The sequence below is a fragment of the Companilactobacillus baiquanensis genome (genome assembly GCF_003946605.1).
Classification (GTDB): Bacteria; Bacillota; Bacilli; order Lactobacillales; family Lactobacillaceae; genus Companilactobacillus; species Companilactobacillus baiquanensis.
In genome coordinates, this window is record NZ_RHOQ01000005.1 from 99243 (window position 1) to 114161 (window position 14919).

The 14919-nt window shown below is 33.1% G+C and carries 18 protein-coding genes; 12 read left to right on the forward strand and 6 right to left on the reverse strand.

Annotation, left to right across the window (positions count from 1 at the left end; genetic code table 11):
- Nucleotides 1-420 precede the first annotated feature (420 nt).
- Nucleotides 421-645 (forward strand): hypothetical protein, encoded by a 225-nt coding sequence (locus EKM77_RS08830; RefSeq protein WP_125593695.1) that lies wholly within the window; start codon nt 421-423, stop codon nt 643-645.
- On the opposite strand, the gene EKM77_RS08835 is transcribed toward EKM77_RS08830, so the two are convergent.
- Entirely contained in the window at nt 640-951 is a 312-nt protein-coding gene (locus EKM77_RS08835) for a helix-turn-helix domain-containing protein (protein WP_125593696.1), read from the reverse strand. The two genes, EKM77_RS08830 and EKM77_RS08835, sit on opposite strands and share 6 nt — an antisense overlap.
- Nucleotides 952-1187: 236 nt before the next feature.
- On the opposite strand from EKM77_RS08835, the gene EKM77_RS08840 reads away from it, so the two are divergent.
- From EKM77_RS08840 to EKM77_RS08850, 3 genes are all read left to right on the forward strand, one after another.
- Complete coding sequence (locus EKM77_RS08840; protein WP_125593697.1) at nt 1188-1757, forward strand: SLAP domain-containing protein; 570 nt, start codon at nt 1188-1190, stop codon at nt 1755-1757.
- 322 nt (nt 1758-2079) lie between these two features.
- Nucleotides 2080-2976: a hypothetical protein gene (locus EKM77_RS08845; protein WP_125593698.1), complete on the forward strand. Its 897-nt coding sequence runs from the start codon at nt 2080-2082 to the stop codon at nt 2974-2976.
- A 192-nt stretch (nt 2977-3168) separates the two neighbouring features.
- Entirely contained in the window at nt 3169-4032 is an 864-nt protein-coding gene (locus EKM77_RS08850) for an SLAP domain-containing protein (RefSeq protein WP_125593699.1), read from the forward strand.
- A gap of 620 nt (nt 4033-4652) precedes the next feature.
- Here the strand turns inward: EKM77_RS08850 and EKM77_RS08855 are convergent.
- Nucleotides 4653-5591, reverse strand: coding sequence for a helix-turn-helix transcriptional regulator (locus EKM77_RS08855; RefSeq protein WP_125593700.1), 939 nt, complete (start codon nt 5589-5591; stop codon nt 4653-4655).
- A 132-nt stretch (nt 5592-5723) separates the two neighbouring features.
- Between EKM77_RS08855 and EKM77_RS08860 the strand changes: the two genes are divergently transcribed.
- The 3 genes from EKM77_RS08860 to EKM77_RS08870 are packed head-to-tail and all read left to right on the forward strand — an operon-like array spanning nt 5724 to nt 7503.
- A complete protein-coding gene (locus EKM77_RS08860; RefSeq protein ID WP_164507756.1) occupies nt 5724-6164 on the forward strand; it encodes a LytTR family DNA-binding domain-containing protein in 441 nt (146 codons plus the stop codon).
- A gap of 13 nt (nt 6165-6177) precedes the next feature.
- The gene (locus EKM77_RS08865) at nt 6178-6924 is read left to right on the forward strand and encodes a LiaF transmembrane domain-containing protein (protein WP_125593702.1); all 747 of its coding nucleotides are present in this window, start codon (nt 6178-6180) and stop codon (nt 6922-6924) included.
- Between the two features lie 42 nt (nt 6925-6966).
- The gene (locus EKM77_RS08870; RefSeq protein ID WP_125593703.1) at nt 6967-7503 is read left to right on the forward strand and encodes a GNAT family N-acetyltransferase; all 537 of its coding nucleotides are present in this window, start codon (nt 6967-6969) and stop codon (nt 7501-7503) included.
- Nucleotides 7504-7550: 47 nt separating this feature from the next.
- Here EKM77_RS08870 and EKM77_RS08875 read toward each other — a convergent pair whose 3' ends face one another.
- Complete coding sequence (locus EKM77_RS08875) at nt 7551-8009, reverse strand: nitroreductase family protein (protein WP_125593704.1); 459 nt, start codon at nt 8007-8009, stop codon at nt 7551-7553.
- Between the two features lie 214 nt (nt 8010-8223).
- Between EKM77_RS08875 and EKM77_RS08880 the strand changes: the two genes are divergently transcribed.
- Nucleotides 8224-9060, forward strand: coding sequence for an SDR family oxidoreductase (locus EKM77_RS08880; RefSeq protein WP_125593705.1), 837 nt, complete (start codon nt 8224-8226; stop codon nt 9058-9060).
- 159 nt (nt 9061-9219) lie between these two features.
- On the forward strand, nt 9220-10257 hold the full coding sequence (locus EKM77_RS08885; RefSeq protein ID WP_125593714.1) for a zinc-dependent alcohol dehydrogenase family protein: 1038 nt from the start codon (nt 9220-9222) through the stop codon (nt 10255-10257).
- Between the two features lie 42 nt (nt 10258-10299).
- On the opposite strand, the gene EKM77_RS08890 is transcribed toward EKM77_RS08885, so the two are convergent.
- Nucleotides 10300-11229, reverse strand: coding sequence for a helix-turn-helix transcriptional regulator (locus EKM77_RS08890; protein WP_125593706.1), 930 nt, complete (start codon nt 11227-11229; stop codon nt 10300-10302).
- 93 nt (nt 11230-11322) lie between these two features.
- Here EKM77_RS08890 and EKM77_RS08895 point away from each other — a divergent pair, with 93 nt between their 5' ends.
- The 3 genes from EKM77_RS08895 to EKM77_RS08905 all read left to right on the forward strand — a co-directional run bounded on the left by EKM77_RS08895 (nt 11323) and on the right by EKM77_RS08905 (nt 13341).
- A complete protein-coding gene (locus EKM77_RS08895; RefSeq protein WP_125593707.1) occupies nt 11323-11967 on the forward strand; it encodes an FMN-dependent NADH-azoreductase in 645 nt (214 codons plus the stop codon).
- A gap of 38 nt (nt 11968-12005) precedes the next feature.
- Complete coding sequence (locus EKM77_RS08900) at nt 12006-12884, forward strand: LysR family transcriptional regulator (RefSeq protein ID WP_125593708.1); 879 nt, start codon at nt 12006-12008, stop codon at nt 12882-12884.
- 85 nt (nt 12885-12969) lie between these two features.
- Nucleotides 12970-13341: a nuclear transport factor 2 family protein gene (locus tag EKM77_RS08905; RefSeq protein WP_125593709.1), complete on the forward strand. Its 372-nt coding sequence runs from the start codon at nt 12970-12972 to the stop codon at nt 13339-13341.
- 60 nt (nt 13342-13401) lie between these two features.
- Here EKM77_RS08905 and EKM77_RS08910 read toward each other — a convergent pair whose 3' ends face one another.
- Both EKM77_RS08910 and EKM77_RS08915 read right to left on the reverse strand, forming a co-directional pair.
- The gene (locus tag EKM77_RS08910; protein ID WP_125593710.1) at nt 13402-13686 is read right to left on the reverse strand and encodes an iron-sulfur cluster repair di-iron protein, ric; all 285 of its coding nucleotides are present in this window, start codon (nt 13684-13686) and stop codon (nt 13402-13404) included.
- A 235-nt stretch (nt 13687-13921) separates the two neighbouring features.
- Nucleotides 13922-14704, reverse strand: a complete 783-nt coding sequence (locus EKM77_RS08915) for an aldo/keto reductase (RefSeq protein ID WP_225425216.1) — start codon at nt 14702-14704, stop codon at nt 13922-13924.
- Nucleotides 14705-14919 lie beyond the last annotated feature (215 nt).

The following is a 14919-nucleotide window of genomic DNA, read 5'->3' on the forward strand; positions in this document are numbered from 1 at the left end:
TTGAAATGAACTATATAACAAATTTGATAGTGCTATTTGTTGTTACTTTTTTGGCAGGATCATATACTGAATCTGAGAGACAAAATCTCTCGCGATTACTTTAGAAACTTGATTTCAGAACACCAACTCAGCGATTTCCTTACCTTGAGTTGGTGTTTTAATTTATATTTTTTTATAAAAAGTTCATTGGTTACTTTCTTTGTACAAAACTAATTAGGGTCATATACTCGAATTGAGAGAGGTAAACTCTCTCAGATATATACGTTTTTTGATGTTTCCCTGATTGCCGACCCTAACTTCCCTGGGGTCGGTATTTTTTTTAATTAAAATTTTAAATGACTAGTGAAACGACATATTGTGTCGGATCGATATGTTAAAGTGGCTTCATAAAACTTGTTACAGATGAGGGAGGGGATGTATATGGACGAAACTAATGATTTTTTAAGTAACTTGAAGAAATTGCAGGATTTAAAGTTTTTGATTTATGAATTCAGTAAAAAAAGAATTAATTTCCGTGATTTTGGCATTTTAAATATAGAGATTCCCGAAAAATCAATTGATTTGGATGTGGAATTTAAGCAATTAAAAAAAGACCATACAATTGAAGAAATTGCGTGGTCCATCATTAAGAAATATAATCTATAAATCTTTTATTCTCATAATCAATTTTGACAACTGGCGACGTTTATCTTCTGGAAGTGAAGATAGGTAGTTAATTAAACTTAACGTATCTGGATCTTGGAGATTCTCATTTAAAAAGAAGTCTCCTAGTTGTAAGTTCAGTGCCTGTGCAATGTCGTTGAGCTTTTGCATTTTGATGTTGTCTAATTTGCCGCGTTCAATAATGGAAATCAAACTGGGTGATGATCCGGATTTTTCGGCCAGCTGTTCGATAGTCATATTTAGAGATTTTCTTTGTTTTCGAATGGTCTTGCCGATATCTTCGAGCATGAACTTCCCCCAATTGTTAGTGTACGTGAACTCAATGTTAATTGAATTTGTAAGCTTCTAACAGATTATTGTATACGTATTTTTGTCAGTAATATGTATTTATATATACATTTTAATTAATATTTTTTGGATTCATCTTTTTTTACGGGAATAAAAAAATAAGTTGAATATACGTAACTATATATATATAATCAAGTTGATTTATGTAATAACATATGTATTGAGGGGGATTAATTGTGAAGAAGAATATCATTGGAAGTCTTGTTGTCGCCGGAATGGCAGCAGTGACAGTTGGAATTTTTAGTAATTCAACCGATGTATCAGCAGCCGGAGTGGCAACCACGTTTGACCATATTACACGCATGTATAACAGGGACGGTGATCTTGTAACAAACCGTGCTCTAGGTCCAAATACACCATGGCAAGTAGGTATTTTCGCTACTATCAACGGTGAAACAATGTATCAAGTATCAACTAACGAATTCGTTAAAGCTTCAGAAACAACTTATGAAGGTCCTGGCGGATCTGAAGTTAGTAACTTTACCAAAGATGACCTATATGGTTCATGGATAAACGATAATTCTAAATATACATTCTATGAAAGTGGAAGCTTGAGTATCAGGGGCAATGGTGAAAAAGCTGATGATGGTATTTTTAGTATCGTATCTGTAAAAGGTGATCAAGTAACAATTATATTTAATAGTGAGAGAGATCATTCTGGATGGACTCAGACCTTTACATATAGTGGTAATTCATTAACTTCTAATTCTACTGGTTTAACGCTATACAAAGTAGAGTATCACTAATAATTATTTACAAAATCAAATCACAACAGCTTTGAATAATAATATAGACGGATGAATTCCAACATTTACTTGTGACGGTAAATTATTTATATCTGAATTTACAAATATAGATCTTTAAAAACAATATTTTCCAATTGTTAATTACTTAATATTTACAACCAACATTAAAATTAATTTGTAATTTTTAGATTAGATTTAGTTTGAGTGAAGGAGTCCGTTACTATTAATGTCAAAGCTAAATGTAATTTGGTTTATTTTCAAACTAAATCGGAGATCGTACTGGTTATTCAGTACGATTTTTTTATGGAAAAGGGAAAAATCAATGAACAAGAAAAGAAATTTCTTAGCTATAATTATTTTGTTGTTATTACTGATTTCTGGTTGTACGAAGACTTCTAAGAATAATAATGATTCGTCAAAAAGTACAAAGGTAACTGAAACTAAGTTATTTAATAAAATGTCAAAAGGTAATCGTTCTGATGTTAAATTTACTTTTAAGAAAAATGAGGGTACAACGGTTAATGCCAATTCGATTGATTTAACTATCGACAACAAATCTAATACTAAAGTTAAATTCAATTTAGAAGATTTTATCCTTTCAGGAACTAGCGATACGCATTCCGATAGAACTGGTATGAAGACTATTGCACCAAATAAAAAAGTGACATTTAAAAAACTTTTCCAAGATGTTGATGATGAAGTTTTCGATAATCCGGGTCTATTTGTATATAAGACTGATTCATTTAAACTAGCCTATTTAGATGGCAAAATTTCTAAATCAAGTAACTTAAAAGATTCCAAATTGAAGAAAGAATATCTTCAATTTAAAAAAGACAAAAATAGCAGTAGTAATAATTCTGAAAATTTAACGGTTGATGATAATAATTCAAATAGCAATTCTAATGACAATACGACTGATAGTTCAAACGATACTACTACTCAAAGTGACGATTCGGCAACTGATTCTAGCAGTGATAGTTCTATTACTAGTGGTCAGGAGGCTATGACATTAGTTGAAAAGCAAAACGGACCTGCAACTGGTAATGAAAAGTATTATTCTAATGACGAAGTTTGGAATACAAAGTATGGGAAATCATATTGGGTTGTTTTATCTGAACCTAATCCTGAAAGTCCTGATATTCAAATGCCAAGAGGGTCTTGGATGGTTTTCTTTGATGGAACCATTATGCCAGGAAGACCAATAGACAATCAGGATTAAGTTTTAATTGAATAAAGCGGTTTAAGATAACTCTCTAGAATAAATAATCCACTAAATAAAATCAAATCTTATTTAATGGATTATTTATTGTAACAAAGAAAAATATTGAAATTACATATAGTTATAGATACAATTAAACTAAATTATGTAATGCAAACGCTTTACATAATAACTTAATAAGGGGGATCTATCGTGAAAAAGAATATCAAGGGAAGCTTGCTTGTAGCTGGAATGGCAGCAATTACAATCGGTGCTTTTAATTTTACAAACGTTTCAGCATCTGGAGTAGCCACAACATTTGATAAAATTGTCCGCATGTACAAACCAAGTGGGGAATTGGTAACAAACCGTGCCTTAGCTGCACATACGCCTTGGCAAGTTGGTGACACAAAGACAATTAATGGTGAAACAATGTATCAAGTGTCAACGTCAGAATATGTTAAAGCAAGTGATGTTTCATATGATGCTAATCCTGGTGGTACAGATACTAATACAAATACTGATAATAGCGGAAATAACAGCAATGTTATTCTCAAACTGGGTGGTTCATATGTATTTGATGATCAGACTGGAGCATTAGTACCAAATGTACCTGGTAGTGGCACTGTGGATAAAGACCTCACTTTAAAAGGTTCATTTAAAGTAGGGAGAATTGTTCAAAATGATATTGGAGTTTACTATCAAGTATCAGAACATGGCTGGGTAAGGGATTTCAGCAATGGTGATACAAGTAATTTTGAAGTAATAGGTACACCAAATATTGAACATGATGATAGTTTTAGTCCTCTAGGTACGGTCGTATTAGGTAAGACAGCGGATCAACTTCGTCAAAAACTTATCGACTATAACAAATGTGATCCTGCTGCTGTAAAAGCAGTTCCAGATCACTATCTGTTAGAAAGATATGTTTATTTCGATTATGGAATCTTTAACCCTGATGACTTTGATTTCTATGCAATTAGTATATACAAAAATTATCCTAGCATTGGTGGATACACACATAAGGGCAGTGATAGTTCAGTAATAGACAATCCTATTAGTTATCTTTATGAATAAATATTAGAAAAATAAGCCATTGAAGACGTAGCAATCAATTGGCTTACATACCCACACTGTTGTGGAGCTGTGACGATGGACTTTTAAAAGTTCATCGTCTTTTTTGTTACAAGAGTATTTATTAGAATTCATCGATAAAGAAAAGGAACTCATATTATTAAATATATTAAAATAGAAATTTATTGCTAACATCAACAAAGTACTACATACTACAAATACAGCTTGTCGACGGTGGTAGCTAATTCCAATTAAAGCGAGGTGGAAACTATGGAAACATAGTAGAAAACTCTAATGAAAGGATTAGCTGTTGTATATTTTAATAGCGCTCGTTATCTTATTAGACGTGTTAAGAATAACTGTTAAGCAGTCAGATGGACTGTTAGTTTTAATTAAGACATGGAAAAGATTCAAAAAGACGCTAAAAAAAAAAGCCATCAAAGACTTAGCAGGTCTGGCTCATTTTTTAGTTAGATTACCTAGCTACCACTATCGTGGAGCTGTGGCGGTGGACTTCTTACAAAAGTTCATCGTCTTTTTTATTACAAGAGTATTGTATCAAGCTGTATTGATAAGAGCAAATAAGATATTTTTCAGATGCCTTTCAATTTTTATTAAAAAATCTACTCATAATTATCCAATGTCTTCTTCAGTTCACTCTTAACTGCCTCGATCAAAGATCTAGGTGACTTGACCCGAACTCGAGGACCCTGTTCCATGATCCACATAATTAATCCTTGAGTATAAGCTGTACCCTCGATTAAAACTTTATTATCGAATCTCTTTTTAATCTTGGAATTAGGAAAATGATCAAGTGCTGATTGAGGAAATCCAGAATAGTAAATTTTAAAATTATCCTGCTTGCCATCACTGATCAGATAGGTATTGTTTATTTCTTTACCATCGTCTTTTTTCAAATCCCAAGGCAAACTGACTTTTTTAACTAGCGGTTTAATAGACTGAAATCGATCCATTCGATGTAAAACAATTTTATTTTTTTCTTCACTATACGTTACGATGTAAAAATAAAAATTATCAAAGTAAAGACTTATCGGAAGTTCGATACCACTGATTATTTCTTGTTTACTATTTAAGTAAGTAAATTCAATCGCAGTTTGGGAGCTGATATATTCAATAAAATTGTTGATTCGAGGTAAAAGAGCGTAATTGGACTTGACTGGAACGTATTTAGTTTCAGTGCTGTTGATCAATTTCTTGGCAATTTGGCTATCTTCATTTGATAAGGTACTCAATAAACGTTTAATTAATTGATTTAGTTCTGATTTATTGAACGCCCTAGTACCAATGACTATCTTTAATAAGGCTAATATTTCCTCGATGGGAATATCAGTCTCTTTTTTTATGTAGTATTCGCTAGTTTTCAAATCATGAATATAGGAAATGTTTAGTTGATTTTCATTAATAGTATCTCTAATATCCCGCAAATATCTTTGAATTGTTTTTTCGGAGCAGTTGTATCTTTGCATTTCCTCGATCATAGACAATTTGTCACCATGAAGCATTCGTGCAAACATTTCAATTGTATTTTTACCAGCATTCATAAATAATTTTCCTTAATTTAAATTATTTTCACTATAAAACAACCACTTATTCATCAAAAATAACCACTTAGTCAAATAACCTAGGCATCATGATCCATCTATGGTGTAATACTATCGAAAGGATTGGTGGGTGTGAAGATTAAAGTAGATATTTCATCAAAGTATGCAGAAAAGGAGATCGTGATCAAATCTCCGGCAGAAGATGATGAATTAAAAGCAATTATAGCTAAAATTAAAAATATTGAGAATAAGTTTAGTCAGATCAATGGTTATTTTAATGAAACTGTCTATTCTTTAAGTTTAAAAGATATTTTATTTTTTGAAACTAATGATCGAAACGTCTATGCACACACCAACAAAAATGCCTTTTTGATTCACTATCGGTTATATGAATTGGAAGATAAATTACCAGATAACTTTTTGCGGGTTTCAAAGTCATCGATTTTAAATGTAGAAGAAATTTCTTCTTTAAGTCGGTCGGTAACGGGGAACTTGGTTCAATTTAAAGATAGTTATAAGACGATTTATATTTCCAGACGATTTTTGAAGGAATTAAAAAATAGATTAAATTAAAGGAAGTTTTAAAATGAGAAATAGAAATGGGATATTTTGGGGCTTGTTCATGCTCCTTAGTGCAGGAATTTTAATTGTCAGTCAATTACATTTGATTACATATACATTTAGTTTTTGGACTGTAGTAGCAACAATTTTCTTAGTAGCAATTTTGATCCAGAGTTTGGTTAATTATGTAATCCCGGGGACGGTTTTTTCTTTGGCTTTTTTGGCAATTTTGTATGCTAAACCGTTAGGCATAATGGCAATTGTTCCTTGGACGGTTCTTGGAGCAGCATTATTGATTTCAATTGGATTGTCGTTTATTTTTCATCCCTTTATCTCTAAACGTCGTTTTAAAAATATGAGACGTTATCATCATGGTTGGCACAATCCTAGAATGCAGGCAAGATTTGATCATAATGTTGATGTAGAAACGATTGATGAACCAGATGTAAATGTTAGCGTGCGTATGGGAAACAGTATCAGATATGTAACCTCAGATGACTTTAGAGAGGCCAATATCGACGTTTCCATGGGTAACGCCAAAGTTTATTTTGAAAACGTAACCGTTCATGATACAGCAACGATCAATATCAATATTTCACTTGGCGGAGTTGATCTATATGTTCCTAAGAATTGGAATATAATACAAAAAATCGATAACAATAGTATGAGTGGCATGTCTGAAGTGGGCATTCCTGAAGTTACTGATGATAGTCCTAATGTCACGATTCATGGGTATACTTCACTTTCTGGATTGAAGATAACTTATATTTAAAAATAGTAGTATGATTGTTCCTATTAATTAGGAGATGATCATGTGTTAACAGTTCGACCAGCAACGTTTGCCGATACCAAAGTCATTTTAGAAATTTATACACCATATGTTTTGAATACTGCGATAACTTTTGAAAATGATGTTCCACAAGAAACTACTTTTCAAAAAAGAATAACGGATACTTTAAAAAACTATCCTTATTTAGTTGCTGAAAATAATGGTAGGGTTGTTGGTTTTACATATGCTAGCAGTTATTCTAAACGTTCAGCTTATAAATGGACCGCAGAAGTCAGTATTTATGTTGCCACAAATACTCGTGGTTTGGGTATTGGTCATAAGCTATATTCAGAATTGGAAAAAATTTTAAAGAAACAAAATGTAGTAAATCTTACCGCCTGCATCACATCTGATAATAGTAATAGTGTCTCATTTCATGAAAAATTAGGCTATCAGATAAGTGGGACGTTAAAGCATTTTGGTTATAAGTTAGGAAAATGGCACGATATAACTTGGATGCAAAAACGAATTAGTGATCTTAAAGAGCCAGTTGAATTTGTTCCATACTCAAAACTTAAATAAAAAGGTGGATATTTGCGAGATTTGATTTCTCACAGATATCCACTTTTTTACTTAACAATATTTGTTTTAATACGATCATCTGAAATATTTTTGGGTGAAAATTCTTCGCTAGTTTGGCCAACTGTAAGAGCAAAAACTGCAGTGAATCCATCAGGTAAAACACTGGTAGGAATCAAGCTGATACTTCCCATATTATAGTTGGCGCCAAGTCCTTGATCTTCAGCTGCAAGTTCCATGTTGTGAACGATTGCTCCAGCTGAAACGTATTCTGATTTAGTAGGATTTTGAGCTGAAACAACGATCAGAGTCGGTGCATTATAAATCCCATTTATTTGTGAGAGTATTTGTTGATCTTGAATGACGGTTAAACGGTAATCGTCGTAACTTCCTAATGAGACAGGTGCAGCATTTGCAGCTAGAATGATTTGATGTAATTGTTCGTCAGTCAATTGCCCAGAATACTTGCGAATTGCTTTACGTGAATGAATCATCTTTAAAGTTTCCATAAATAAACACTCCTTTTGAACATATTTATATATCTATTTTAGTTCATTTTAAAGGTTTATTTAAACATATCAAAATTAAAATTGAATTCTACTAATTGTAAACCAATCATAAGTTAAACTTATCAATGGATACTTGATTCGGAATTGGTAAGATTGTTCTATGGCTGTAAGATTATCCTCGAAAGTTAATTAATACACGGAGGATAATATATAAATGAATAAAGAAGTAGTTGTTTTATTTGGAGCTGGAGCAATTGGTGAAGCTATTGTTAGAAGAGTTTCGGCTGGACGTAAATTATTATTAGCTGATTACAGTGAAGAAAAATTAGTTGAAATGAAGAAGACTTTGTCTGAAGCTGGATTTGAAGTTGGAACTATCAAGGCTGACCTTTCTTCAAGAGAGTCTATCAAGGAAGTAGTTAAAAAAGCCCAATCACTTGGTGATATTATGGGATTAGTCAATGCTGCCGGAGTTTCACCATCACAAGCCAGTGTAGAACAAGTTTTGAAAGTTGATTTGTATGGTACTTCAGTTCTATTAGAAGAGTTTGGTAAAGTTATGGCACCAGGTGGTTCAGGAATCGTTATTTCATCACAATCAGGTCATCGTTTACCCGGATTATCGGTTGAAGATAACAAAGCCCTAGCAATGACACCAACTGAAGAACTATTGGATTTACCAATTTTACAATCTGATGTTATCACTGATTCATTAGCTGCATATCAATATTCTAAAAGAACCAATGTTTTGCGAGTCGCCGCTGAATCAGTAAATTGGCAAAAAAGAGGAGCAAGAATTAATGCCATTAGTCCTGGTATAATTATGACACCACTAGCTTTAGATGAATTGAATGGACCACGTGGTGATGGTTATAAGAAAATGTTTGATTCAATGGTTACAAAACGCCCCGGAACACCAGATGAAATAGCCAGTTTAGCTGAATTATTGATGGATCGCCGCAGTGCCTTTATCACCGGAAGTGATTTTTTGGCGGATGGTGGAATTACCGCACAGTATTGGTATGGTGATGTATCAGAAGTTAGAAATTAGAGAGTGAAAGAAGCCGGTTAGATTTTGAGCATTAGCCTAGCTATTGAAATTACCCACAGAGTGGGTGATTTTAATAGTGTAGCTAAGCGCAGAAATCTGGCTTCTGTAACTCGTTTAGTTATAAAAGTATTTCAAAAAACAAAAAAGGAAGTTATTAATATGAAAGCAGCATTATTCGTAGAACCAGGAAAAATGACAGTCACAGAGACACCAAAACCAACAATTGAGAAGCCAACAGATGCCGTTATCAGAGTCATCAGAGCTTGTGTTTGCGGATCTGACCTATGGTGGTATCGTGGTATTTCTCATCGTGATCCTAATTCATTAGCTGGACATGAAGCAATTGGTGTCGTTGATGAAGTTGGTTCAGATTTGAAGAATATCAAGAAGGGCGACTTTGTCATTGTTCCCTTTACACATGGTTGTGGACACTGTGCCGCATGTCTTGCTGGTTTCGATGGTGACTGTTTAAACGGTCCTAAAGGTGGCAATGGTTATCAAGCAGAATATGTTAGATATGAAAATGCTGACTGGGGTCTAGTTAAAGTTCCTGGGAAACCAGAAGATTATTCTGATGAAATGTTAAATAATTTGTTATCATTGGCTGACGTTATGGCAACCGGATATCATGCTGCAACTAGTGCTGAAGTTAAAAAAGGTGATACTGTCGTTGTTATGGGTGATGGTGCTGTTGGTTTAAGTGGTGTTCTTTCAGCTAAATTACTTGGTGCTAAACGAATCATTGCTATGAGCCGTCATGAAGATAGACAAAAGTTGGCTAAAGAATTTGGTGCTACTGATATTATTCCTGAACGTGGGGATGAAGCGGTTGAAAAGGTAATGGAACTAACTGGTAGTGGTGCTGACGCTGTTCTTGAATGTGTTGGTACAGAGCAATCCGTTGATACAGCTGTTAAAGTAGGCCGCCCCGGTGCTGTTGTTGGTCGTGTTGGCGTTCCACAAAAAGCTGAAATGAATACTAATAACTTATTCTGGAGAAATATCGGTTTACGTGGTGGAATTGCTTCAGTAACTACTGATGATAAAAAAGTATTATTAGATGCAGTTTTGAAAGGCGAGATCAATCCTGGAAAAGTCTTCACTAAGAGATTTGACCTTGATCACATTCAAGATGCATATGAAGCTATGGACAAACGTGAAGCTATTAAGTCATTGTTGATTATTAGTGAGAAATAGAAAAAAGTATCTGTAGGAATCAATTTTCCCACAGATACTTTTTTAGTATTTGGCAATTATTTCTTGAAGATTTTTTAAATAAGCTTGTTTGAGGTTCTCTGGATAATTTATTTTGACGTTTTTTCCTAAAGAAATTAAATATTCAACCATGTATTCTAATTCGTCTTTATTGTATCCGCCATACATTAAAATGGTGTTATTTATTGTTTTAACATGCATATTAGGATAATTATTTTTTTGAAATAATTCTTTGCCTAAAGATGTTAGTTCACATTGGAATTTAATATTATGGTAGCTTGCTTCATATTCTTGTTGGAAACTTTTTAGCTCTTTTCGTGTGTAAGATGGGATACCTTCTTTTAGCTGGCATTTTTCAATACAGTCACATCGATAAGTTCCCCATTTATGAGTATTGATATCATAAGCTTCACAGAACCAAATCCCATTTCGATAAAGCAGATTGAAGACTTGTATTTGCTGGTTAGCTTTTTCTGTTTGATTGTAGGTTATGTCGATGACCTTTTCATCAATGATAGATTGTAAAATACCATTTAAATAATTAGGTTTAGTTATCGATGGAATTCGATAGTAATTAACACTATTTTGTAATTTTTCGATGTAATCTTGTTGAAACTTGGGAAGAGTAGACAGTAATTTATCATAAATGTGCTGGTATGATTTCTCAAATGGGGTAGTGGACAATAACGTTAAAGCTTGAATTGCAAAAAAGATGGCACTTACTTCTTCTAAATTAAAAATAACGGGAACTAGTAAGTCTTTTTTGATTAGGTGATAACCGCCATTACGTCCATTCTCTACCCAACATGAAAGTCCCATACTTTCGAGTTCTGAAATGTCACGTAAAACAGTGCGCTTGGAAATATGAAATTCAGTAATGAGATCTTGAATTTGAAAGAAGTTTTTATTACTTAAAAAAATCAATTCTTGATTTAATCGCTCAGCCTTATTCATTTTTTCTCCTAAACAAAATAGATAAAAGGTGCCATATATTGTCACCTTTAGATTGTAGAATATATCTATCGAATAAGAAAGAGGATTTTAACTGTGAAAACTTTGATTATTAATGCTCAACCTGATTTTAGAAATGGAGATCATTATTCTGTTAAATTACAAAAATATTTTTTGAAAAAATATCAAGATCAATTTCCTGATCAATCAGTTGACTTGATTGATCTTTACGATATGGAAATACCACAATTAACGACTGATCAGTTATTGGGTATTTGGGAAAAACAAGCTAATCATATTGCTTTAAATAGTAAGGAAAAAGAAATTTTTGCTATCAATCAGCAATTGATCAGCCAATTTAAAGACCATCACCGTATTGTGATCGTTTCACCCTTGCATAACTTTAATGTGACTTCGAAGATGAAAGATTATATTGATAATATTTTGGTAGCGCATGAAACCTTTAAATATACTAAAAATGGATCTGTTGGTTTAATGACTGATGACTATCGAGTTATGTTACTGCAAGCCAGCGGTTCCATTTATACCAATAATGATCGTTACACTAAACTAGAATTCTCAAGGTTTTATTTACAAGAAATTTTTGAAGAATTAATGGGATTTGATAAATTTTCAATTGTTAGAGCGCAGGGATTACAGACTTATGGCGTTGATGTAGCTTCAGCTTTAGATCAAGCTAAGAATGATTTAGATAGAGAGTTTGTTAAATTCTATGAATAGTATAATTAGGATATATCGAGTAGATAGGAGACCTAATTATGTTCCAACAAATGCAATATTTTATCGCAATAGTGAAAAATCATAGTTTCACTCAAGCAGCAGTTGAGTGTAATATTTCTCAATCGGCAATTTCACAACAGATGAAAGAGTTAGAAAGTAATTTAGGTGTGCAGTTATTGGAGCGTAAAGGGCGTAGCTTTGAAGTCACCAAAGCTGGTCAGTATTTTTACACGCACAGTCAGGATATTTTAGAAGATGTTAATCAATTGGTTGATAATACGGTCAAACTTGTTAAGGACGAGCAAGTTGAATTAAAAGTTGGCTATCTGAAAAATTTTGGGACGACAGAATTTTTAAAAACAGTTTCAAAATTTTCCAAAGACTTTCCGCAAGTTAAAATTAAAATAACCAGTGGCAATCATGAAGAATTGTTTGAACTTTTAAAAAGTGGTCAGATAGATTTGAATTTTTCTGACCAAAGAAGAGCTTTGTCGAATACATACGTAAATGAATTTTTAACTAATAGTAAATTTATGCTGGCAATTAGTCGAAATAATTTTTCTGATGATAGAACTGCTATGGAAATTTCTGAATTAGCCGATATACCATGTATTTTGATTGCTGATAATGATCAAAAAAAGACCGATGAAGAATATTTTCGTGAGATCCTTGGTGTCAGAAGTGACTTTATTTTGGCAAAAAATTATGATGAAGCACAAGTTTTAGTGGCATCTAATCAAGGCTACATGATCATCAATGACAGAACACAACAGCTTAATACGGATATTGTTAAAACTGTTGATCTGATGAATAACAAACAATTGATGATTCAAAATTATTACGCTTATTGGAAAATCGATAATTCAGGATATTATATTGAGAGTTTTGCGGACATGCTCAAAAATAGTTTTGCATAAGCTATACTTATTAATTACTATTTGAATTGAAATAGCTCTATATCAGTCGTGATAGTATTATTTGAGTTAATCAAGGAGATAAATTATGACTGATAAAGAAAAAATTATTGCATTATATCGAGCAGAAAATACTGCTATGGTTTCTAAAGACATTAATAAGTTAAATGAGATTTTAAAATCAACTATGAAGCTGACACATATGACTGGTTATGTTCAATCGAAATTTGAATGGATTGACCAGATCCAAAATGAAGAAATGAAGTATTATTCCTCAATTGAGGATAATCTTAAAGATATTCAAATCCATGATGATAAAGCAAGTTTAATTGGTCAAAATCAAGTTCGAGCTAGCATTTGGGGTGGTGGAGTAAATACGTGGCCACTGGAAATGAAGATGTATTTTGTTAAGCAAGATGGTCAGTGGGTGATTGATAAGCAAGTTGCAAGTACGTATTAGAACTTTATATAAATAAAAAAGGTATATCCAAGAGAAATTCTCTAGTGGATATACCTTTTTTTAAGATTTAGCATTAATTGAATCTGCACTTTCAAGCATTTGATATGTTGCCTCAAAAGTAGGGCAAACATCACCTGGAATTGCATAATTTTGAGTGGTTTCACGAATTTGATCAAAATCATCATCCAAATTTAGACCATTTTCAGCTGCCTTTTTAAGGTTAAGATATTCTTCTCTAACAGCAAATACTTCTGGATGATTTTTACCATGGGCAATAGTAATTGCTTTAGTAAATAAGTCTAATTTTTCTTGATGTTCGTTTAAGTAATCTTTAACTGCAGTCATCTGTAAAACCTCTTTTCATTTGATGACTTTAGTTTAAAGGAAACGCTTACTTATTAAATTGATTTGAATCAAGTTTTGGCTTTTGTTTTGAAATTTTCGTCTTTTGACACGCTCTATTTAAACGCGCTTACAAAAGACAGCAATTTGCGCTTACTACGACTAGTAATCATGCCAACTTCGTTGTCATAATCCCTAGTCTAGGTAATGCTCAATTGCTCCCGTCATTTGACACGCTCTATTTACCTAATTTATCCAATGTATCAAAATCTTCTTGGCTCAATTCAATATCTTGAGCTTTGATATTTTGAACAACATGGTCAGTTGAGCTTGTTCCTGGAATTGGTAGGATAACGTCTGAACGTTTCAATAGCCATGCCAATGCTATTTGAGCTGGTTGAGCGTCATACTTTTTAGCGATTGCTTTTAGTTCATTACCATTTGCTAGTTCACCGGTTGCTAGTGGGAACCAAGGGATAAATGCCATATGTTTTGATTCGGCGTAATTTAAAACATCTTCGTCAGTACGATCGATCAAATTATAACGGTTTTGTACGGAGACGATAGGTGTAATTTTTTCAGCTTCCTTAATTTGGTCAACTGAAACTTGGCTCAATCCAATATGCTTGATCTTGCCTTCTTTTTGCATTTTAGCAAGTTCACCGACTTGTTCTTCAATTGTGTAATTAGGATCAACACGGTGCAATTGCAAGAGATCAATGTGATCTAGTCCAAGAGTCATCATGTTAAGTTCAACTTGTTGGCGCAAGTAAGCTGGTGTTCCAACTGGTGTCCAGATATCAGGTCCTTGACGAGTATTACCAACCTTTGTAGCAACCATAACATTTGAATTTTTACGTTCTTTTAGAGCATCTCTAAGATAAAGATTAGAGTAGAAGGGACCATATGCATCGGCAGTATCAATAAAGTTAACACCGTTATCTATAGCAGTAGTAATAACTTTGACCGCATTTTCGGGATCATTTGATGGTCCCCAAACGCCCTTTCCAGGTAGTTGCATAGTTCCTTAACCTAAACGATTAATAGTTAAATCATTGTCAAAAGAAAATGTTTTATTCATTTATAATTCTTCCTCTCGTATCTGTATGACCCTAATTTAAACCATGGAGTGCACTTCAATGCAAACATTTTGTATTAATTTAATAAACATTATGGCAGAAATCTCCTGATTTTAATCAGGTTGATGAATGCCTTTATGCCTACGCCGTAAGTCAT